The following is a 21,634-nucleotide window of genomic DNA, read 5'->3' as shown; positions in this document are numbered from 1 at the left end:
TTATCCATCCTTGTCTGTCCGAAACCACGATTCCGGATTCACGGGCGTATTTTCTTCTCTTACTTCTATATAGAGCGTTTCTGACCGGTCAGTTCCAGTGCCATCACCGGATGTTGACAAAATCGCGCCTATTTCTGGCGTACCGCCGGGCATCAACCCCACTGGAGTGCCTTCTGGGATCACCTGTCCGGATTCGCCGTAAACTTCCTGCAAGCCCGAGAACACAAACAACAATCCGGGCTGAGGCTCCAGAATTATGAGGTTCCCGAGATCCAGTAATGGCCCACGATAACGGATTGTTGCAGCTGTGGGAGAAACTACCAACGAACGGGGACGGGTTCCCATGACAAGCCCGGGGCGTGTCACTCCGGCCGCGTCCGTCTCACCCGCTTTGTGTAGGAGGACCCCCTGAACGGGCAATGCGATCTGCCCCTTCAGATCCGTTACATCGGCATTGGTTTCCACGATCTCACCCTCGGAGATTTCGGAAAGCCCGCTGGCAAAACCGTCCAGAGTTTCGGTTGATGAAATCAGGATTGCCGTACGCACCGGATCTTCGACAAACCGGCGTGGCAGATCAGTTCTGTCGGCAATCGCCTCGCTGAGCCGCGTGCGCGCATCCTGAACACCAATCAGGCCCTCTGTCAGGGTCTCAGCTGCACTTTGCTGCAACTGTCGCAAGGTTTGCACTTCTTGCAGGTCATGCGCCAAAGCCTGCGCTTTGGCGTTCAGGCCTGATGTTACTTCGGACAACATCATTCCTGTGCGTGCGGAACCCAATGGGCCTGATGGATGCAGCATCAACACCGGCGGCGCAGTGGTTTCGATGGTCTGAAGAACGCCCAACAGCTGCGCGACATCCTTTTCCCGTGCGCGCAGTTCTGCGGTCAGCTGGGCCTCACGCGTAGCAGCCTTGCGCAGCCCGTCACGCATGGCGGTCAGACCTGCCTCATAGGCCTGCAGTGTTTCGGTCAGTGCACGTACCCGATCACGGGCGCTATCCGCCTCGGTCAGAGAGATTGAAGCTTGTTCCAGCATCTGCGCTGCTTCCAACGCCGCCTGAGCAGGATCTGTCTGCGCGTATGCGGGCGCAGATCCCAAAGCAGTTGCAAACAGAAGCGCAAGAAACCTCATGACAGCAAGCTTTCTCCGGTCATCTCGGGTGGTTTAGGCAGTTCCATCAACTCCAAAAGAGTCGGTGCCAGATCGGACAAACGACCACTCCGCAGTTTAGCCCCCTCTGGTCCGCCGACCAGAGCCACCGGAACCGGGTTCAAGGTATGTGCTGTATGTGGGCCACCCGTTTCGGGATCGACCATCATCTCACAATTCCCGTGATCAGCAGTCACGATCATCGCACCACCCACCTTCTCTAGCGCTGCGACGACCTGAGCCAATCCCTGATCCACTGCTTCACAGGCCTTGATTGCGGCCTGCAAATCTCCGGTATGTCCAACCATGTCGGGGTTGGCATAGTTGGTGACGATCAGGTCGTAACCCGCTTCAATCGCTTCGACAAACTTGGCTGTGACTTCGGCCGAAGACATCTCGGGCTGTAGGTCGTAGGTGGCCACTTTGGGTGATTTGGGCATGAAGCGATCCTCGCCCTCTTCCGGCTTCTCTTTGCCGCCGTTGAGGAAAAAGGTCACATGCGGGTACTTTTCGGTCTCGGCCAGTCGGAACTGCCGTAGCCCTTGCTTTGCCACCCATTCGCCCAGAGTATTCACGATGTCGCGCTTGGGAAAAACGGTTGTCATATAGGCGTTGTGGCCATCTGAGTATTCGACCATACCCAGCAACGCAGACAAGTGTGGCCGCTGGCCGGTATCGAAATCTGCAAATCCAGGCTCACCAATGGCACGCAGGATTTCACGGGCGCGGTCGGCCCGGAAATTGAGGCAGAAGACACCGTCCCCATCCTTAACACCGTCATAGCCAGCCAGCACCGTTGGCGTGATGAACTCGTCTGTTTCCGACTGATTATACGCATGGTCCACTGCAGAGTGAGCGGTCCTACCCTCGCGTCCTTTTGCGTTGATCATCGCGTCATAGGCTTCGCTTACGCGTTCCCATCTGTTGTCGCGGTCCATGGCAAAGTAGCGCCCGCTGACTGTGACAATCTTTGCGCCTTTAGGCAGGCGTTCTTCAAGCTGGGCAACGTATGTGAAGGCCGATTTGGGCGATACATCGCGCCCATCTGTCATTGCGTGCAATGCCACAGGGACACCGGCATCGGTGATGGCTTTTGCGGCAGCAATGATATGATTCAAATGACCATGTACCCCGCCATCCGAGATCAAACCCATCAGATGCGCAGTACCATTGGCAGCCTTGACCTTGCTGATAAAATCCTGAAGCGCAGCGTTATCAAAGAACGATCCATCTTCAATCGCCAGATCAATCTGTCCCAAATCCATCGCGACGATCCGGCCCGCGCCGATATTGGTGTGACCGACCTCGGAATTACCCATCTGACCGCTCGGCAGCCCTACATCCGGGCCATGCGTGATCAGCGTTGCATGCGGCCCTTTGGACATGATGGCGTCGAAGGTTGGCGTCTCGGCAAGATAAGGCGCGTTGGCCCGTGTGTCATTCGACAGACCCCATCCATCGAGAATGCACAGGACAACGGGCTTGGGGGCGGTCATAGAAGATCTCCGGTTACTGCTCTTGCGCAGTCTTCTACCCCCTGCCCGCGCGGGCGTGAACCGTCTTTTATGTCCGGGTTGCCAGAATTAATTCTGCCGCCCTAACCCTTATCGATGAGATCGCGATACGGCTTGGCCTTTCTGTCACGATACTTGACCGTCAGATCCAGCGGCGCATCGTTTTCATCATAGATACCCAACACCACGCCTTTTCCCCGGCTTTTTGTGCGCATCTCGGTCAGTTGCTGTTCCGAACGCGTGGTGCGTTGCGACGGTCTGCGAGCCCACGCAAACAAATGATTATACATCTCTGCAATCACATCCGCATGTTCAGCACTGGTACCCAGATCAACCAATTCGTCCGGATCATTTTCCAGATCAAACAGGATCGGTCTGTATCCGCCTTCGCAGTGGACCAGCTTCCATTTCCTGTTCGCCACCATGAACATCACCGCGTCCCGAACCGAAACCCCCAGAATGTCAGCGATGGGTGAGGCAGAGTAGTCGTATTCGCAGATCACATATTCCCGGGCTGTGGCCTCGGTTTTACCGTGCAGAATGGGCAGCAAGGAATGACCTTCGAGGATGTGATCTGCCACTTGACCACCTGCCACATCCAAAAAGGTTGGCGCCAGATCAATCGACTCGACCAGCGCGTCGCTGACAGTCCCGCGCGTGGCATCCGCTTCGTCCGATGGATCGTAGATGATCAGGGGCATTTTGGTTGAGGCGTCGTGGAAGAATGTCTTTTCCCCCATCCAGTGATCACCCAGAAAGTCGCCGTGGTCCGAGGTCAGTACGATCATGGTATCGTCCATCCGACCCGTTTCTTCCATCCAGTCGAGCAAACGTCCGATCTGATCATCGGCTTGTTTGATCAGACCCATGTAGGCTGGAATGACTGCGTCCCGCACATCGTCACGCGAGAAGGTCTGCCCGATCTTGGTGTTCATGAAAGCTGCAAGCACGGGATGTGCATTCTGTCGCTCGGATTCAGATCGAACCACCGGCAGTACGTGTTCGGGTCCATACATTGACGCATAAGGCTCCGGCACGATGTAGGGCCAATGAGGTTTGATATAGCTGAGATGACAGCACCACGGGCCATCGTGGGTTTCCATGAACTCCATTCCGCGTGTGGTCAGATATGGGGTTTCACTGTCCTCTTCGGCGATGTTCGCAGCTTCGGGAGAGTTTTTCAGGAACCAACCCGAAAGAACGTTCCCGTCCGCATCGAGGCCGGAATTGGCAAAGTCGTGCCATGGATTGTCGCTCTCATACCCCTTTGCATTAAGGTATTTGTTGTATTCCCGAGCGCCTTCAGGATCATAAAAGCCATCCGGCCCCTCAGGCCGCATGCCATCATCACGCTCGAACACGTCAAAGCCACATTCGGCCACGCGAGCGCCAATCAAACTGTCTGGCTCCAGACCCAGCCGTTCCATACCCTCGGCATCCGCGCGCATATGCGTTTTGCCAACCAGCCAGCAATCCATCCCCGCCTTGCGCAGGTGATCGCCCATGGTCACCTCACCCACCTTCAGAGGGATGCCATTCCACGATGCACCATGAGAATGGACATACCGCCCGGTATAAGTGGACATGCGGGAGCTACCGCAGATCGGAGATTGGATATAGGCGCGATCAAAGCGGACACCGCGCGCCGCCAGACGGTCTACGTTCGGTGTATGCAGATGTGGATGGCCGTAGCAGCTCAGATAATCCCAGCGGAGCTGGTCGAACATGATGAACAGAATGTTCCTGGCTTTGGCCATCGCGATTGGTGTCCCTGAAATTTACTTCACATGCTAACTTAACCGGTCGCGGCCTAACAGCGAAGACAAATTTCAAGGCGGTCCAAAATTCAGGTCTGGCTTTCCATCTGCTGCAGCATCTTTTTCGCGCGCTTGCATTGCAACTGATCACGCAGAGGGCTGTTCGGATCGACATCTTTCTTGCAGACGACACATTTGTCGGCACCGGATATCGCGTTCAGACCGCCACAGCTGCCTTTGATTGTCTTGCCCATCAGCATGACACCCAGAGACATGCCCACCATGATGATCAGCAAAAGCACGAAAGCTAGAATAAAGGTGCTCATCCCGGTTCCTACCTGTCAGTTGGTTCCCAGCGCGTCGTTGAACGCACTGCTTTGTACCGTGATATAAGCATCTTCGCCAGCGGCAACATCCCGCGAGATGAAGAACACGGCAAGTTGATGCTCCTCGGCTAGTCTCAAGCCCTCTTCCTGACCCAAGGCCAGCATCGCCGTTGCCCACGCATCAGCCATCATCGCATTCTCAGCCAGTACTGTGACAGAGGTTGTGCGGTGCGTAATCGGGTGCCCGGTTGTCGGGTCAATGATGTGTGAATAGCGCACACCGTCCTGTTCGAAGAAGTTCTTGTAATCACCGGATGTTGCCATGCCCAGATTGTCTACAGGGACGATCAGTTGAATGATCTGGCTACCGGTTTCCGGCTTTTCCACGCCGATCTGCCAGCTTTCACCTTTATCATTCTGACCTTTGGCGACCAGATCGCCGCCGATCTCGACCATATAGTTCTCAAGACCCGCATCGCTGAGGCTCTGAGCTACAGCATCGATTCCGTAACCTTTGGCAATGGCGGACAGGTTGATGCCAACATCCGCGTTGGATTTCGCCAGCGTTCCAGCCGCGCTATCCAGTTTCAGCAAGCGCGCCTGGCCTACCCCATTCAGTGCGGCTTGAATGTCGGCGTCAGCAGGTACAGGGTCCTCTGGTTTGCGCGGGCCAAAGCCCCAAAGCTCGATCAGCGGGCCCAAGGTCACATCAAAGGTACCGTTGCTTTTCTCATGAACCTCATTTGCAGCAGCAATCACATACGCGAATTCTTCGGACACATCAGCAGGCGCTGTGCTGTCCGAGGCCGAGAAAGTCGAAACTTCGGAATTCGGATCCCAGTTGGACATCTTGGCATTGACCTGCGCAAGGGTTTCTTCAACGGACGCAGCAAGCGCTGTTTCGTCGATATCTTCACCAATCGCAGTGATGTTGAACGTGGTTCCCATCGTCTCACCCGACAGACGAACCACCTCGGGTTCTTTATCGAACAGACAGCCGGAAACGAAAAGCATCAGGGCCAGTGCAGTCAAACGGCGCATTAGGCGACCTCCTGGGAAAACTGTGACCGGCGTATGCCAGCGGTCCCCAACAGAGTCAAACCGGCTTCAGATTTTCAGCGGCAGAAAGCCCAATGCCAACAACCCAACGGCGGCAGGCACCCCGAACAGCCACGCACGCTTTTGCCAGCCCGCTTCTTGCTGTTTCCAGGTTTTCCGGAAGTTGTGACCACACACCACCACAAAGAAAAAGATCAGCGCCGCAACGGGAGGAGTAAGATACAGCTGGTCCAAGAAGCCAATTTTCCTTGCGAAGTGGCGGAGTTACGCCAGTTTGTGAAATTGTACCCTATACAGGTTCTGTCCCTGCGCTAAGGTGGAGGTATAAGCCAAATCCGGTAAAGGAGGAGACCGCCCATGGCCCCAAGCTCTTACCAGCCCCCGACGCGTGGCGACAAGGCCGAGTCCAGTACTTACAGCCAATCCGTCGAGTCGAACCTGTCACATACTCAGACGACGGTGGCGAAATTGCTGGAAGGCAAGGGAAATGCGGTGATCGCGGTACGTCCAAACGATACGATCCATTCAGTCGTGGACATCCTGAAGGAAAAACGCATCGGTGCTGTCGTCGTCACAGACCAGAACGGTGCGCTGCAGGGTATCCTGTCCGAACGTGATATCGTTCGGCGCATGGCCGATACACCCGGTCAGACACTGCCGCAATCCGTCCAAGATCTGATGACGCGAGAGGTGAAAAGCTGCGCACCGGATGATCTGCTGATGGATGTGCTGAAGACCATGACCGAAGGTCGGTTCCGTCACATGCCAGTGATCAGTGATGGCAGCCTCAAAGGTGTCATTACCATTGGAGATGTCGTGCATTTCCGGCTTAAAGAGCTGGAATATGAAGCCTTGCGCATGAAACAGATGATTGTCGGCTGACAGATAAACCTCGTCGCAACGGGCAAGGACCTCACGGACCTGCCCGTTGGTCGGTGTAGTAAATTGTGCAGATTGTTGCTGACGACCTCATGGGGTGGTCTTTTGGGTGTGCAGCCTGAACCAACTTGTCAGTTATGGGAAAGTCATCAGATACCGTACCGGTTACTTCTGATCAGCTGAAATAAATCGGATTTCGCCTGTCGAGATTTCAGCCGCGGTCAATCGACCGGTCGCAAAAGCGCCCGTGTCGATCGATACAATCTTATGTTTGATGCGTGGCTCAGAAACGATTGTGTGACCGTGCACAACCCATTGATCATCAGTACGGCGATCCAGACGAAATCGAGGGTGCCCCCACAAACATACTTGCCGGGGCTGATCATCGAGGGGAAAGGCGGGATCCAAAGCGGCGTGAACCACGGTCACGTTTCCGCTGCTCCAGGTCAGAGGCAGCCCTCGCAGCCAGTCGAGAACCCGGTCGCCAATTCTGGCCCGCAATCGCTCTGCAACCTCTACCGCCTCCTTGCCGATAACGGCTTCGGTGACATTACCAAGCCCGAAAGAAGCCAATGTTTGCAAGCCACCATTTTGCAACCACAGTCGCCCCATCCGCTTGGGGTCATCGACAAATTTCAACAGCATTTCTTCGTGATTGCCCAGCAGACACACGACCTGACGGTTGGTGTCTTCGCTGAGGTGTTTCAGATGATGCAAGACCTGTGCGCTGTACTCTCCCCGATCAATGTAGTCGCCAACAAAGACCAAAGGGTATCGGCGGTCCAAACGGGGAAGCAACGTCTGCAGCAGATCAAGTCGACCATGGATGTCACCAACCGCATAAAACCGCTGATCCGGTGCGAGTTCGGCAAGCGAAGCTCCCATATCCTGGGCAGCGGACTGCTTGGCGAGTTTTCTGATCCATTCCTTAATCATCTCTGAAGTTCAGTACCCTGCCCGGTCGTTATCGGCAATTCCCAACTGCCAAAGGTTACTTAGGTGCCTTCAACACATCAACAAGCGCTGGACCTGATTTGCGAGCAACGACAAGCAATCTCGATCAGATATCGCGCATCGACTGTTTCGCTTCCATCCGAAAGCAACCCACCACCAATGAGCTCGCGTGCTGGATTAGCTTCTGCCTGTTCAGGTCAATCTCCTCCTGATAAGCCAACTGGTTGACGCAGACCTCTGCCCGGCTGATATGACGGTCGCCGACAGGGAAATCCTCTTGACCTCACCGGATGGAAAGGGTCCCTGATGGTCACAGTGTTTGGATAACGTTCGAGGGTTTCATGAAACGGGTTCTGGTTACGGGTACAGCGGGGTTCATTGGGTTCCATCTGGCAAAGCTGTTGCTGTCAGAGGGGTTTCAGGTGCATGGCTATGACGGGATGACCGACTATTACGATGTCAGCCTCAAGCAACGCCGACACCAGATGCTGCTGCAGACACCCGGTTTCTCCGCCACCGAAGACCTGTTGGAAAACCACGAACGCCTGATGCAGGTCGCAGACGATTTTGAACCCGATGTCATTGTCCATCTCGCTGGTCAGGCCGGAGTCCGGTACAGTTTGGAGCAACCACGAAGCTACATAGATTCCAACATTGTCGGTACGTTCAACGTGATGGAGGCCGCCCGTCAGCATAAGGTGGATCACTTGCTGATGGCATCCACTTCGTCGGTTTACGGCGCAAACGATGAGATGCCTTTTACCGAGGTCGAAAAGGCGGACACTCAGCTGACCATCTACTCGGCGACCAAGAAAGCGAATGAGGCGATGGGGCACTCTTATGCTCACCTCTGGGACCTGCCGACCACAATGTTCCGGTTCTTCACCGTGTATGGCACCTGGGGACGTCCCGATCTGGCACTTTATAAATTCGTCGATGCGATTCTGGATGGCCGTCCGATCGACATCTACAACCACGGTGACATGTATCGTGACTTTACCAACGTCAACGATCTGGTCCGGGGCATTCGATTGTTGATTGATACACCCCCAATCCGACCTGCGAGTCCCGACGAAATCGAAGAAGGCGACAGCCTGTCGCCGGTTGCTCCGTATCGGGTCGTGAACATCGGAAACGGTGACAAGGTGCGCTTGCTGGATTTTGTAGAAGCCATCGAAGAAGCCGTCGGGAAAAAGGCGATCCGCAACTACATGCCCATGCAGATGGGTGATGTCCCTGCTACATGGGCCAATACGGATCTGTTGCAGCGACTGACTGGATACCGTCCGCAAACGGATTTCAAGGATGGCATCGCGCAATTTGTAGAATGGTTCCGTGATTACCACGGAAAATGACTCAAGAGATCTGGATGCTGGAAACGAACCCCAATTCCCGAAAAATCGCAGTCATCGGCCTTGGCTATGTCGGGCTGCCACTGGCTGTGGCGTTTGGAAAACTAGGATCGGTAGTTGGGTTTGATATCAATCAGGCACGTATCGAGGAACTGCAGCGTGGTGCGGATTCAACGCTTGAGGTTGAGCCGGAAGACCTTGCCGCTGCCACAGGCCTGAATTTCACCACCAACGCTGCGGATCTGGCAGATTGCGATACTTACATTGTTACTGTCCCAACACCGATCACTGCAGGGAAGCAGCCTGATCTGAGCCCGCTGCTAAGCGCGTCTGAAACAGTAGGCGGTGTACTGAAGCGCGGTGACCTGGTGATCTATGAATCCACGGTCTATCCCGGCGCAACCGAAGAGGACTGTATTCCGGTATTGGAACGTGTCTCGGGCTTGCGCTTCAATCAGGACTTCTTTGCGGGATACAGCCCCGAACGGATCAATCCCGGGGATAAAACCCATCGGATTTCCGATATCTGCAAGGTAACCTCTGGATCAACGCCCGAAGTCGCTGATCTGGTGGATGCCCTCTATGCTAGGATAATCTCGGCGGGTACGCACAAGGCCGAAAGCATCTGTGTGGCCGAAGCGGCTAAGGTCATCGAGAACACTCAGCGGGACCTGAACATCGCTTTGGTGAATGAACTGGCCATGATCTTTGGCCGGATGGATATCGACACTGACGCCGTGTTGCGTGCCGCCGGAACCAAGTGGAATTTCCTGCCATTCCGCCCCGGTTTGGTGGGCGGACACTGCATCGGTGTCGACCCCTACTACCTCACACACAAGGCCGAAGCGGTTGGGCATCATCCGCAGATCATTCTCGCCGGGCGACGGTTGAATGACGGGATGGGCAGCTATGTGGTTTCGCAACTGGTCAAACGCATGACGCGCGATGGGATCAACGTAGGGGCAGCAAAGGTGTTGGTCATGGGGCTGACCTTTAAGGAGAATTGCCCCGATCTGCGCAACACCCGCGTGGTCGATATTGTTCATGAACTGCAGGATTACGGTGTCACGGTGGATGTTCATGATCCTCACGCCGATGCGCAGGCCGCGCTGGACGAACATGGTATCACGCTCGTGTCAGAACCTCAGCGAGACAGCTATGACGGGATCGTATTGGCAGTCGCGCATCGGGAGTTTCTTACACTGTCTCCGGAAGAAATCCGGTCCTATGGTAAATCGAAGAACATCCTGTTCGACGTAAAGTCATGCCTGCCGCGAGAGGCCAGCGATCTGAGGTTGTAACAGTCAGAAACCGCTCACGAAAAGACGCCAACCTGTCATTCAGTAGTTTGCAACACACCGCAGTTTGTGTGGGATAAAGGTGCTAACATAGCTACAGATTTGTTTCGGGAGAACGAGATTGATGAGCAGTGCAACTGGCGATCACGTTAGTGAGGGCGCAACGAAAATCATCGATAGAATACCGAAGGCTGGTCAGGAGCAGCAGCTTGAAGCTGCGATCAGTGATATAATCGATGCCATGCGTAACGCTTATGGGCTCAACAGTGTTCATGTCGTTCGTCCCTCCCTGCCGCATCAGCCTGCATACCGAGTAATTTGCACCTTCGACAGCGATGTGCATTTGAAGGCCTGGGAGGCGTCTGATGACCATGTGCGCCTCGTCACAGCTGCTGACGAGTTTACGGCAGGTGAGCCTCAGCGGACCTGGCTGACCGGGTTGGAGACCTGGTTTACCTTGCCGGTCTCGGCTAACGCAGGGGCAAGGCCACCAGCATATAAGATGGCCATCACAACTTACATTGCGCTTTTTCCGACGATCCTGCTGGTCCATGCCGCCTTAGCATACGTTCCTGAATTCGGAGCGCTTCCAACGATTTTAGGAAATGGAATTGCGGTGGCCATCGTAGTGGTCCTGATGACATACGTCATAATGCCGAGATTTACACGCCTCATGGCGTTTTGGCTTTATCCACCGAAACACTGACACTGCTCTGCTCAAGCACTGTCTGAAAAACAAAACCGGCGCCATTAGCGCCGGTTTTTCGTTTCTTACCCGCCGAAATCGTCGAGCATGATGTCTTCGCGGTCCACTCCCAGGTCCAGCAGCATGTTGATGACCGACTGGTTCATAATTGGCGGGCCACACATGTAGAACTCGCAGTCCTCTGGTGCCGGATGGTTCTTGAGATATTCTTCGAACAGGACATTGTGGATGAAGCCGGTATAGCCTTTCCAATCGTCCTCAGGCTGCGCATCCGACAGGGCTACGTGCCATTCAAAGTTATCGAACTCTGCGGCCAGCGTGTCGAAATCCTCGACAAAGAACATCTCTTTCTTTGAACGCGCACCGTACCAGAAGCTGATCTTGCGGTTGCGGTTCTCGAGACGCTTGAGCTGGTCAAAGATGTGGCTGCGCATCGGTGCCATACCAGCACCACCGCCGATGAAGACCATCTCTTTCTCGGTTTCCCGGGCAAAGAATTCACCGAACGGACCCGAGATTGTCACTTTGTCACCCGGCTTCAGGTTGAAGATGTAAGACGACATCTGACCGGCCGGGATGCCTTCTGACCCCGGAGGAGGCGAAGCAACCCGAACGTTGAGCATGATCATGCCTTTTTCGTCCGGATAGTTGGCCATCGAATAGGCACGTTCGATCGGTTCGTTCACAACCGACTCATACTGCCATAGATTGAAGCGATCCCAGTCTTCGCGGTACTCTTCTTCGATATCGAAATCGGTGTATTTCAGAGCGTGCGCAGGGGCTTCGATCTGGATGTATCCACCGGCGCGGAAGTTCACATCCTCACCTTCGGGCAAGTCCAGCGTCAGCGCCTTGATGAAGGTCGCCACGTTTTCGTTAGAACGAACTGTACATTCCCATTTCTTGACGCCGAAGACCTCTTCGGGAACTTCGATATCCATGTCCTGCTTGACCGCAACCTGACAGGACAGGCGGTCGCCGCAGGCAGCTTCACGCTTGGTGATGTGGCTTTCCTCAGTCGGCAGGATGGACCCTCCACCCGAATGCACACGCACGCGACACTGCGCACAAGTACCACCGCCACCACAGGCCGACGGGACGAACAGCTTCTCGGCCGCCAGTGTTTGCAGCAGTTTGCCCCCCGCAGGAACCGAGATGGTTTTCTCGCCGTTAATCGTGATGTTCACATCACCGGTCGACACCAGTTTCGAACGGGCAGCCATAATGATGGCCACCAGTGCGATAACAATCAGGGTGAAAAGGACGACGCCTAGGCTAAAAGTTTCCATGCGAGCCTCTCCTTACAGCTTCACGCCCGAGAAGGACATGAAGGCCATCGCCATCAGTCCCGCGGTGATGAAGGTGATACCAAGACCCTGCAGGCCATCCGGAATGTCCGAGTACTTCAGCTTTTCGCGCACACCCGCCATTGCAGTAATCGCCAGCGCCCAGCCAAAGCCCGAAGACAGACCATAAGTTGCGGCTTCGGCAAAGTTATAGTCGCGCTCGACCATGAACAGCGAGCCACCCAAAATGGCGCAGTTCACCGTGATCAGAGGCAGGAAGATCCCCAACGCGTTGTAGAGCGGCGGGAAGTACTTATCCAAGACCATCTCAAGGATCTGAACCATCGCCGCGATCACGCCGATGTAGGAAATCAGGCCAAGGAAGGTCAGATCCACATCGGGGAAACCGGCCCAAGCCAGCGCGCCCGGCTTCAGCAGATAGCTAAGCAGCAGGTTGTTCGTCGGTACGGTGATCGCCTGAACAACCATCACCGAGATACCCAGTCCCAGCGCGGTCGAGATCTTCTTGGATACGGCGATGAAGGTACACATGCCGAGGAAGAAGCTGAGCGCGAGGTTTTCAACAAAGATGGCCTTTACGGCCAGTGAAATCAGACCTTCCATCAGTGGGCCTCTACCTGCTGAATTTTGTATTCACGTTCTTCGACCTGGTTCGGCTTCCATGTGCGGAAGGCCCAGATGATCAGACCGATGATAAAGAACGCCGATGGCGGAAGCAGCAACATGCCGTTGGGTACATACCAGCCGCCGTTGTTGACAGTCTCAAGGATGGTGACGCCGAACAGCGATCCGTTCCCGAAAAGCTCGCGGATGAAACCGACCAGCAGCAGGATCAGGCCGTAGCCCATGCCGTTGCCCAGACCATCGATGAAGGACGCGACCGGTGGGTTCTTCATTGCAAACGCTTCGGCGCGGCCCATCACGATACAGTTGGTGATGATCAGGCCGACGAAGACCGACAGGGTTTTCGAGATCTCAAAGGCGTAGGCCTTGAGAACCTGATCCACCAGAATCACCAGCGAGGCGATGATCACCATCTGAACGATGATCCGGATCGAGCCCGGAATCTGGTTCCGCAGGCACGAGATGAAGAAGGACGAGAACGAGGTCACGAAGGTCACCGCCAGCGCCATCACGAAGGACACCTGCAGCGAAGAGGTCACCGCCAGCGCCGAGCAGATGCCAAGCACCTGCAGGGTAATCGGGTTGTTGTCGACAAGCGGGTCGACCAGCATCTCTTTCTTGGTCTGGGACATCAAATCTCTCCTGCTTGCAGTTTGGCCAGGAACGGAGCGTAGCCCGCATCACCCATCCAGAATTTCACCAGGTTATCGACACCAACCGAAGTCAGCGTGGCACCGGCCAGCGCGTCAACATAGAACTCAGGGCCGGCGGCGGGTTGTGACTTGGACACGGTGATCTGCAGATCGCCAGCCTCATCCCGCAGTTTCTTGCCGTTCCACAGTGCTTTCCAGCGCGGGTTATCCACCTCGGCGCCAAGGCCGGGGGTTTCACCATGCTGATAGAACTGCAGACCAAAGATATCGTTGCCGTTGTTTTCCAGCGCGATAAAGCCATAGAGCGTTGACCACAGTCCGTAACCGTGCAGCGGGAGGATGACCTTATCCAGGTCACCGGCGTCGTCGCGCAGCAGATAGATCACACGGTATTTGGACTTGCGCCCAATACCCGCCGGGTCATTGTCCAATGCAACGCTCAACTCGGGATCGCTGGCGGCAGCGATGTCGTCAAAGGTCGCCGGATCGAACTGATCGTCAACGAATTCGCCAGTAGCCAATTCCAGTACGTGAGGTTCAAACGCGGCGAAGGCTTCGCTCACGTTGATGCCCGGCTCGTAAACACCGGCAACCTGCAAAACGTTGACCTGCTTGTCCTTCAGCGCGTTTGCTTCCTGCACCGGGCGCAGGCTGACTGCAGCGGCCGAAACGACCATCGAGGCAACCAGACAGACGGCGACGGCAACAAAGATCGTCTTGCCAACGGAATCCGGCGAGGCCGCCAGGAACCGGGCAATCGCCCCTTTGGGTTCTTGGGGTTGCGTATCAGACATGGCGACGCGCCCTCCGTTTGATGTTTGCCTGAACGACGAAGTAGTCGATCAGCGGTGCAAAGACGTTACCGAACAGGATTGCCAACATCATGCCTTCCGGGAAAGCCGGGTTAACCACACGGATCAACACAACCATGACACCGATCAAAGCGCCGTAGATGTAGCGTCCCATGTTAGTGTGGCTGGCCGAAACGGGCTCGGTCACCATGAAGGCCAGACCGAAGGCATAGCCACCAACAACGATGTGCCAGTACCAGGGCATCGCAAACATCGGGTTGGTATCCGACCCAATCAAGTTGAACAGCAGGGTAAGACCGATAGTCCCCGCCAGACAGCCGACAATCAGGCGGAAATTGGCGATGCGGGTCATCAGCAGGAATGCCAGACCAATCATACAGGCCAGCGTCGAGGTTTCACCAAAACTACCCTGCATCTGACCCAGAAACGCGTTCCACCAGGTCAAACCTTCGGTAGCCAGAGCCTGATACCCTTCCGATGCGGAAACCGACAGCGCCGTTGCGCCTGAGAAACCATCAACAGGAGTCCAGACAGTGTCGCCCGACATGTTCGCGGGATAAGCGAAATACAGGAACGCGCGGCCGACAAGTGCCGGGTTAAGGAAGTTTTTGCCTGTACCGCCAAACACTTCTTTACCGATCACTACGCCGAATATAATGCCCAACGCGACCTGCCAAAGAGGCGCGGATGCGGGCATGATCAGCGTATAAAGCATTGAGGTTACAAGGAAACCTTCGTTAACCTCGTGTCCACGGACGGTCGCAAAGATGACCTCGAAGATACCGCCTGCGACCAGAGTAACGATGTAAATCGGTAGGAAATACATCAACCCGTGCATCACATTGGCAAAAATGCTGTCGGGGTTCAGTGAAATGCCGAACATCTGTAGGATGGCAATCCGCCAACCTGTCGCGGAATCCGGACCAAGCGCGGCAATGGCCGAGTTTGCCTGATAGCCAGTGTTGTACATCCCCCAAAGGATACAGGGGATTGTTGCGATCACGACGTAAGTCATGATTCGCTTCATATCCACATAAGACCGCGCATGGGGCGCAACAGTGGTTACGGTTTTCGGAGTGTAGATGAAGCTTTCGACCATCTCGTAGATGGGGAAATACTTCTCGTACTTGCCGCCCTTGGTAAAGTTCGGCTCGATCCGGTCAAAGAAGTTTCGCAAACCCATTCGGATCAGCCCTCCTTTTCAATCTTGGAAAGGCAGTCGCGCAGCGCCAGCCCATATTCATACTTCGCCGGACAGGCAAAGCCGACAAGGCCCAGATCCTCTTCGTCCAGCTCCAGCGCACCCAGCGCCTGTGCGGTATCTGTGTCCATTACCAGCAATGCGCGCAGCAATTGCGTGGGCAGATAATCCTGCGGCATCAACTGCTCGAACGTGCCGGTCGGCACCATCGCGCGGCGACCACCGTTCAGGTTCGAGGTAAATGCGAACAGCTTCTTGGCAAATGCCGATCCCAGAACCGGCTGCACCGCGTACTTTGATGGCATCGGAAGGATCCAGCCCAGTGTGTGCTGATCATGATCTTCACGAATGATGGTGATCTGACGCGCGAAACGGCTCAGATACGCGTGCGGACCTTCGGCATGACCGCCAGACAAGATCGAACCCGTGATGATACGCGCCACACCATCGACATTGACCTCGTCGCGGGTCAGATCGTCGGTCGAGGCGCCCATGACGGTCCGGATCAGGCGCGGTTGCCGTGCCCCGGGTCCACTCAGCGCGATGACTACGCTGGGATCCAGATGTCCGGTCTGCATCAGACGGCCGATGGCGATCACATCCTGATAGCCGATGGTCCAGACCTGTTTGTCTCCGGCCAGCGGCTCAAGGAAATGGATGTGCGTACCGGCCAGTCCCGACGGATGCGGTCCTGAGAAAGCCGCCGCTTCTACACCGGGCAGATCAGCGCCCGGAATCGAGTCGCCGTCTTTCTGACACAGGTAGGTTTTGCCTTCGGTCAGTTTTGCGACCGCCTCAAGGCCTTTGACAAAAGCTTCGTCGGCGTCTGCAATGATCAACGCAGCGTCACCTGCCAGAGGGTCGCTGTCCATCGCCGTAACAAAGATAGCGGCAGGCTTGGTGCCCGGCTCGGGCATTTTCGAATATGGCCGTGTCCGGAATGCGGTCCACAGACCAGCGGCGCAAAGCTTGGCGGTCACGCCCTCGGCTGTGTGGGCATCGCCGATACCTGAGAAATCCACACCGTTGTCGTTGGCGTCCGAAACCTCGATCACCACGCTTTGCAATACGCGGCGTGCGCCCCGGTTGATGGCAACCACTTTACCGCTCAGCGGCGCGACCATCATCGAGTCTGGCGCATCTTTGTGACAGAACAGCGGAGTGCCGCGCTGAACCTGATCACCTTCCTGCACCAGCATACGTGGTTTGAGACCGATATAGTCCCCACCCAATACGCCAACGCTCGAGTATTCGGGTCCCGGTTGGATTTTCTGCTCGGGTGCACCTTCTACCGGTAGGTCCAACCCTTTCTTCAGTTTGAAAGTTTGCATGTCGCTACGTTCTTCCAAGCCTCTTTCCTGTGCCTGCTATCCCTGACCGATCGAAGGTCGGCACCAGATAGCGCGAATCTTTCAGCCGGGGTGGTCGCGATTGCGTCATAAACCGACTGGAATCCGCTAGCGTAATTCCGATCACGGCCCCTTTACGCGGGGATGACACTAAACGCAAACCCGTTCCCGCTCAATTCTGGGAATTGGGTTCACTTTAAACTGAATTGATCGATCAGGTGTCCAAAATCTCACATCCCAATTTGCGTATCGCGCCTTCTGTCCATCCGGTGTAAGCAACCGGAATGGAAAAAACTGACCTCGAAATATTTCTGGTGGCAACACCCGGGCTGGAAGCGCCTTTGTGTGCCGAAGCAAGCGAACATGGGTTTGCGGATGCCAAGGCAGTGCCAGGCGGCGTATCTTGTCGAGGTAACTGGGCCGAAGTCTGGCGCGCCAATTTGCAACTTCGGGGTGCGAACAAGGTACTTGTGCGCCTGGGTTCATTTCCGGCGGTTCACCTTGCGCAGCTGGACAAACGAGCGCGCAAGTTTCCGTGGGCTGAATTTTTGCGGCCTGATGTCCCGGTAAAGGTCGAGGCGACCAGTCGCAAATCGCGAATCTATCATGCAGGTGCGGCCCGTCAGCGTATTGAAACAGCGATTGCAGAAACTCTTGGCGCTCCGATCTCGTCGGATGCCAATGTGCGGGTGATGCTGCGCATCGAAAAAGACCTCTGCACCTTCTCGGTCGATACGTCAGGTGATCCACTCCACAAACGCGGACACAAAACCGCGGTCGCCAAAGCGCCAATGCGCGAGACTATGGCGGCGATGTTTCTGCGTGAATGTGGATTCGACGGAACCCAGCCTGTGCTGGATCCCATGTGCGGCTCGGGTACCTTCGTAATCGAGGCTGCCGAGATCGCCCTGGGGCTGTTTCCCGGTCGAACACGCCGATTTGCTTTTGAGGAGCTTGCAACCTTCGACAGCGCCGCATGGCAAGGCATGCGCAGCGGTGCGCAGCCCGACACAACAGATCTGCTGTTTCTGGGGTCCGACCGAAACGCGGGCGCAATCGAGGCTGCATCAGCCAATGCAGAACAGGCAGGAGTTGGTGCTGTTACCAGGTTCCAGCACCGCTCGGTCAGTGACATCAAGCCACCCGAAGGACCTGCCGGTATCGTGATAGTCAATCCGCCATATGGCGCGCGTATCGGAGATGAGAAGCGGCTGCGATCTCTGTACGGTAGTCTTGGTAAGGTATTGATGTCCCGATTCCACGGTTGGCAGGTCGGAATAGTGACCAGCAACCAATCCCTCGCCCGCGCGACCCGACTGCCTTTGTTGCCCGCTGGCCCGGTGGTCGATCACGGCGGCACCAAAATACGACTATATCGCACAGAAGCCTTGCCATAGTGGCCTAGAATGCCGCCAATCGCGCGACTTTTCAGCTGCAATTTTATGGTCAATCACAGTTCTCCTTGACGGCATCAATTCGTGCAAACCGAGAGAAAATCCCCCTTGCGCATCAGCATCACCGGGTATAGATCACCCGCCACGGTCGGAGTGTAGCTCAGCCTGGTAGAGCACTGTCTTCGGGAGGCAGGGGTCGGAGGTTCGAATCCTCTCACTCCGACCAATAAAACAAGGACCCTGAGGGGTCCTTTGTTGTTTTCAAGACAGCGTCCGAGGTTCGTTGAACCTGAGCAATACTCGAACTCTAACGCACTGGCAGCTTTACGCAGGTACTCGGGGCTATAGCGAAGCTGACAATCGGAAATTGCGACGAAAAAACTCAAACAGAAAAGATTTTTAGCCAGTTGGGAACAATTCATTCTGACTCGTTCTTTCTATCCGGGCGGAAAAACAGCGGTCCTTTTTACTGTTCCATAGACAAAGCTGGTATCGATCGAGGCTATTCCACCGATCGGATGAATTCGGTGACGAATAAATTCCTCGTAGGCCTCGAGATCCGATACCAAAACCCGCAACTGGTAGTCCATTGCGCCGGTAAGAACGTGGCATTCAAGAACTTCATCGATCATCCGAACGCGTTTCTCGAAGTTCTGAACGTCCGTTTCATTGTGTCGCTCTAACCGGATACGTACGAAGACGGTAATGGCCATCCCATACGCGGCAGCGTCAACGTCGGCACTGTATCCCTTTATCACTCCGTTGGCTTCTAGGTTTTTGACCCGGCGCAAACACGGCGAGGGAGACAAGTTCACCTCGTCGGCAAGATCCTGGTTCGTCATGCGCCCGTCACGCTGCAGCGCTCGAATGATCTGCCTGTCCTTAGCGTCCATTTTACCCTCTTGTTTGGCGGAATATGCCAATTTAACCAATCAGATTGACATATTTCGCAACCAATAGCCCAAAGTAAAGGCGCAAACTGGCTCCAACATGTATCAGGAGCTTGCAATGACTCGTTCAACCGGATTTGCCACCCGCGCCATTCACCACGCTTACAACCCTTTGGAAAATGACGGCGCGCTGACGCCACCGCTGCACTTGACGTCCACGTTTTCCTTCGAAACCGCGGAGGCCGGTGGAGAGATGTTCGCAGGCGAGCGTGAAGGTCATATCTACAGCCGTATTTCAAACCCCACATGCGACCTTCTTGAACAACGCATTGCCGTGCTTGAGGGGGCCGAGGCTGGGCTAGCTCTCTCAAGCGGCATGGGGGCGATCACAGCAGTGCTCTGGACCCTGCTGTCGCCAGGTGACGAAGTCATCGTGGACAAAACGCTCTATGGCTGCACCTTCGCCTTCATGCGTCACGGTTTGGCGAAATGGGGGGTCACCATCACACATGTCGACATGACAGACCTCGAGAACCTGAAAGCGGCCGTTTCTGACAAAACCCGCGTGGTTTATTTCGAAACCCCGGCCAACCCGAACATGCGATTGGTGGACATCGCCGCGAGTGTCGAAATTGCGCACTCGGTCGGTGCAACAGTCGTCGTCGACAACACCTATGCCAGCCCGTATCTGACCCGCCCGATCGAGCACGGGGCAGATATCGTTCTGCACTCCGCCACCAAATATCTCGGCGGACACGGAGATGTGGTGGCCGGGCTGGTTGTCGGAACCGCCGAACAGATTGCTGAAATCCGCCTTGTTGGGATGAAGGACATGACAGGTGCAGTGATGGCTCCTTTCAACGCGATGTTGATCCTGCGAGGGCTGAAAACACTGAACCTGCGTCTGGATCGTCACTGTGCGTCCGCCAAGGTCGTCGCGGACTTCCTCGAAGCACATCCCGCCGTCGACGAAGTTTATTTCCCCGGTCTTGAGAGTTTCGCTCAGCACGATGTAGCGCAGCGACAGATGTCCCAACCGGGCGCTATGATAGCGTTCGAGATCAAGTCCGGCCTGTCCGGTGGGATCGAGTTCATGAACCGCCTGAACATGATCCAGCGTGCGGTGTCCTTGGGCGACGCGGAAACACTGATCCAGCACCCGGCATCCATGACTCATTCGACATATACGCCGGAAGAGCGGGCCGAGCATGGGATCAGCGATGGCCTGATCCGTCTGTCTGTCGGGCTAGAGGATGTGGAAGATATCCTTGCAGACCTAGAGCAAGCTTTGCCCTACCCTGCCCGCAGCGCCGCCTGAACCCGGAGACCACCATGCACATTGATCCTACCCAACTAAAGATCGTCGAACAGCGCCTGCTGTGGTTGTCTCATTGGATGATCCACCATGCTAACCATGTCCGACCAAAGGTGGATGGGATCAAGATCGGTGGCCATCAGGCTTCGTCTGCTTCGATGGTATCTATCATGACCGCGCTCTATTTCTCGGCCTTACGCCCTGAGGACCGGGTTGCAGTCAAACCCCATGCGTCGCCGGTGTTTCATGCGATGCAGTATCTCATGGGTAATCAGACCCGCGAAAAGATGGAGAATTTCCGCGGATTTGGGGGTGTGCAAAGTTATCCCAGCCGGACGAAGGATATTGATGATGTTGATTTCTCGACCGGGTCTGTGGGTTTAGGTGTCGCGATCACCTCGTTTGCCTCTATCATTCAAGACTACATCAAGGCCAAAAGCTGGGGTTCAGACGCGCCAATGGGTCGTATGGTAGCCTTGGTAGGCGATGCCGAACTGGATGAAGGCAACGTCTATGAGGCATTACAAGAAGGCTGGAAAAACGACTTACGAAACACGTGGTGGATCATCGATTACAACCGACAGTCGCTGGACGGTATTGTCCGGGAAGGACTGTTTGAACGGATCGAGAAAATCTTCGATGCGTTCAGTTGGGATGTCGTTCGTGTGAAATATGGTGTCTTGCAACGTGCTGCCTTCGACGAGCCCGGCGGCGACCGACTGCGCGACTGGATCGATGCTTGCCCCAACCAGGATTACTCCGCTTTAACTTTCATGGGTGGTGCGAATTGGCGACAGCGCCTCATGGACGATCTGGGGGATCAAGGGGATGTGACCGCTCTGATCGAACGGCGCACGGATGCAGAGCTTGCAGCCCTTATGGAGAACCTCGGCGGCAACTGCGTCGAGACCATGGCCCAAACATTTTCCGACATCAATCATGATCGCCCGACATGCTTCCTAGCCTACACAGTCAAAGGATGGGGCACCCCAATTGCAGGCCACAAGGACAATCACGGCGGGCTGATGAACACTAACCAGTTTGCCGCGTGGCAGTCGCATATGGGTGTGCCAGAAGGCGAAGAATGGGAGC

Annotated in this window: 21 protein-coding genes and 1 tRNA gene; 8 read left to right on the top strand and 14 right to left on the bottom strand. The window is 55.4% G+C overall.

What is annotated here, in order from left to right; genetic code table 11:
- The 6 genes from E1297_RS32920 to E1297_RS32895 all read right to left on the bottom strand — a co-directional run bounded on the left by E1297_RS32920 (position 1) and on the right by E1297_RS32895 (position 6,042).
- A complete protein-coding gene (locus E1297_RS32920; RefSeq protein ID WP_155145560.1) occupies positions 1–1,134 on the bottom strand; it encodes a murein hydrolase activator EnvC in 1,134 nt (377 codons plus the stop codon).
- On the bottom strand, positions 1,131–2,648 hold the full coding sequence (gpmI, locus tag E1297_RS32915; protein ID WP_155145558.1) for a 2,3-bisphosphoglycerate-independent phosphoglycerate mutase: 1,518 nt from the start codon (positions 2,646–2,648) through the stop codon (positions 1,131–1,133). The genes E1297_RS32920 and gpmI overlap by 4 nt, the downstream gene beginning before the upstream one ends.
- Positions 2,649–2,749: 101 nt before the next feature.
- Positions 2,750–4,423, bottom strand: a complete 1,674-nt coding sequence (locus E1297_RS32910; protein ID WP_155145555.1) for a sulfatase-like hydrolase/transferase — start codon at positions 4,421–4,423, stop codon at positions 2,750–2,752.
- A gap of 89 nt (positions 4,424–4,512) precedes the next feature.
- Entirely contained in the window at positions 4,513–4,749 is a 237-nt protein-coding gene (nqrM, locus tag E1297_RS32905) for a (Na+)-NQR maturation NqrM (RefSeq protein ID WP_155145553.1), read from the bottom strand.
- 15 nt (positions 4,750–4,764) lie between these two features.
- Positions 4,765–5,790: an FAD:protein FMN transferase gene (locus E1297_RS32900; protein ID WP_155145551.1), complete on the bottom strand. Its 1,026-nt coding sequence runs from the start codon at positions 5,788–5,790 to the stop codon at positions 4,765–4,767.
- Positions 5,791–5,856: 66 nt separating this feature from the next.
- On the bottom strand, positions 5,857–6,042 hold the full coding sequence (locus E1297_RS32895) for a hypothetical protein (RefSeq protein WP_155145549.1): 186 nt from the start codon (positions 6,040–6,042) through the stop codon (positions 5,857–5,859).
- A 123-nt stretch (positions 6,043–6,165) separates the two neighbouring features.
- Between E1297_RS32895 and E1297_RS32890 the strand changes: the two genes are divergently transcribed.
- Complete coding sequence (locus tag E1297_RS32890) at positions 6,166–6,690, top strand: CBS domain-containing protein (protein ID WP_155145547.1); 525 nt, start codon at positions 6,166–6,168, stop codon at positions 6,688–6,690.
- Between the two features lie 162 nt (positions 6,691–6,852).
- Here the strand turns inward: E1297_RS32890 and E1297_RS32885 are convergent, their stop codons facing one another.
- On the bottom strand, positions 6,853–7,623 hold the full coding sequence (locus E1297_RS32885; RefSeq protein WP_155145546.1) for a metallophosphoesterase family protein: 771 nt from the start codon (positions 7,621–7,623) through the stop codon (positions 6,853–6,855).
- Between the two features lie 359 nt (positions 7,624–7,982).
- Here E1297_RS32885 and E1297_RS32880 point away from each other — a divergent pair, with 359 nt between their 5' ends.
- From E1297_RS32880 to E1297_RS32870, 3 genes are all read left to right on the top strand, one after another.
- Positions 7,983–8,996 (top strand): NAD-dependent epimerase/dehydratase family protein, encoded by a 1,014-nt coding sequence (locus E1297_RS32880; protein ID WP_155145544.1) that lies wholly within the window; start codon positions 7,983–7,985, stop codon positions 8,994–8,996.
- A 14-nt stretch (positions 8,997–9,010) separates the two neighbouring features.
- Positions 9,011–10,294: a Vi polysaccharide biosynthesis UDP-N-acetylglucosamine C-6 dehydrogenase TviB gene (gene tviB, locus E1297_RS32875; RefSeq protein ID WP_155145542.1), complete on the top strand. Its 1,284-nt coding sequence runs from the start codon at positions 9,011–9,013 to the stop codon at positions 10,292–10,294.
- A 121-nt stretch (positions 10,295–10,415) separates the two neighbouring features.
- Positions 10,416–10,997, top strand: a complete 582-nt coding sequence (locus tag E1297_RS32870; protein WP_155145540.1) for a hypothetical protein — start codon at positions 10,416–10,418, stop codon at positions 10,995–10,997.
- 65 nt (positions 10,998–11,062) lie between these two features.
- Here E1297_RS32870 and nqrF read toward each other — a convergent pair whose 3' ends face one another.
- Genes nqrF through E1297_RS32840 form a run of 6 tightly spaced genes read right to left on the bottom strand, consistent with a single transcriptional unit; the run spans position 11,063 to position 16,943 of the window.
- Entirely contained in the window at positions 11,063–12,286 is a 1,224-nt protein-coding gene (nqrF, locus tag E1297_RS32865) for an NADH:ubiquinone reductase (Na(+)-transporting) subunit F (RefSeq protein WP_155145538.1), read from the bottom strand.
- A 12-nt stretch (positions 12,287–12,298) separates the two neighbouring features.
- Positions 12,299–12,907 carry an NADH:ubiquinone reductase (Na(+)-transporting) subunit E gene (gene nqrE / locus E1297_RS32860; RefSeq protein ID WP_010441340.1) on the bottom strand — a complete coding sequence of 203 codons (609 nt, stop codon included), beginning with the start codon at positions 12,905–12,907 and terminating at the stop codon, positions 12,299–12,301.
- Positions 12,907–13,560, bottom strand: coding sequence for an NADH:ubiquinone reductase (Na(+)-transporting) subunit D (locus E1297_RS32855; protein WP_155145536.1), 654 nt, complete (start codon positions 13,558–13,560; stop codon positions 12,907–12,909). The genes nqrE and E1297_RS32855 overlap by 1 nt, the downstream gene beginning before the upstream one ends.
- Positions 13,560–14,375: a Na(+)-translocating NADH-quinone reductase subunit C gene (locus E1297_RS32850; RefSeq protein WP_155145534.1), complete on the bottom strand. Its 816-nt coding sequence runs from the start codon at positions 14,373–14,375 to the stop codon at positions 13,560–13,562. Before E1297_RS32850 ends, E1297_RS32855 begins: the two co-directional genes overlap by 1 nt.
- The gene (locus tag E1297_RS32845) at positions 14,368–15,576 is read right to left on the bottom strand and encodes an NADH:ubiquinone reductase (Na(+)-transporting) subunit B (protein ID WP_155145532.1); all 1,209 of its coding nucleotides are present in this window, start codon (positions 15,574–15,576) and stop codon (positions 14,368–14,370) included. The genes E1297_RS32850 and E1297_RS32845 overlap by 8 nt, the downstream gene beginning before the upstream one ends.
- A 5-nt stretch (positions 15,577–15,581) precedes the next feature.
- Complete coding sequence (locus E1297_RS32840; protein ID WP_244327974.1) at positions 15,582–16,943, bottom strand: Na(+)-translocating NADH-quinone reductase subunit A; 1,362 nt, start codon at positions 16,941–16,943, stop codon at positions 15,582–15,584.
- A 284-nt stretch (positions 16,944–17,227) separates the two neighbouring features.
- Here E1297_RS32840 and E1297_RS32835 point away from each other — a divergent pair, with 284 nt between their 5' ends.
- Together E1297_RS32835 and E1297_RS32830 are read left to right on the top strand one after the other, a co-directional pair.
- Positions 17,228–18,340, top strand: coding sequence for a class I SAM-dependent RNA methyltransferase (locus tag E1297_RS32835; RefSeq protein WP_155145530.1), 1,113 nt, complete (start codon positions 17,228–17,230; stop codon positions 18,338–18,340).
- A 146-nt stretch (positions 18,341–18,486) separates the two neighbouring features.
- A tRNA-Pro gene (locus tag E1297_RS32830) sits at positions 18,487–18,563 on the top strand.
- Positions 18,564–18,774: 211 nt separating this feature from the next.
- On the opposite strand, the gene E1297_RS32825 is transcribed toward E1297_RS32830, so the two are convergent.
- A complete protein-coding gene (locus E1297_RS32825) occupies positions 18,775–19,230 on the bottom strand; it encodes an Lrp/AsnC family transcriptional regulator (protein WP_155145528.1) in 456 nt (151 codons plus the stop codon).
- Between the two features lie 115 nt (positions 19,231–19,345).
- On the opposite strand from E1297_RS32825, the gene E1297_RS32820 reads away from it, so the two are divergent.
- Both E1297_RS32820 and E1297_RS32815 read left to right on the top strand, forming a co-directional pair.
- Positions 19,346–20,545 carry a methionine gamma-lyase gene (locus E1297_RS32820; protein ID WP_155145526.1) on the top strand — a complete coding sequence of 400 codons (1,200 nt, stop codon included), beginning with the start codon at positions 19,346–19,348 and terminating at the stop codon, positions 20,543–20,545.
- Between the two features lie 14 nt (positions 20,546–20,559).
- Positions 20,560–21,634 (top strand): 1-deoxy-D-xylulose-5-phosphate synthase N-terminal domain-containing protein (locus E1297_RS32815; RefSeq protein WP_305793820.1); only part of this gene is annotated, 1,075 nt, incomplete at its 3' end.

The organism is Roseibium sp. RKSG952, assembly GCF_009711355.1.
This window is presented reverse-complemented; position numbering and strand designations above follow the sequence as displayed.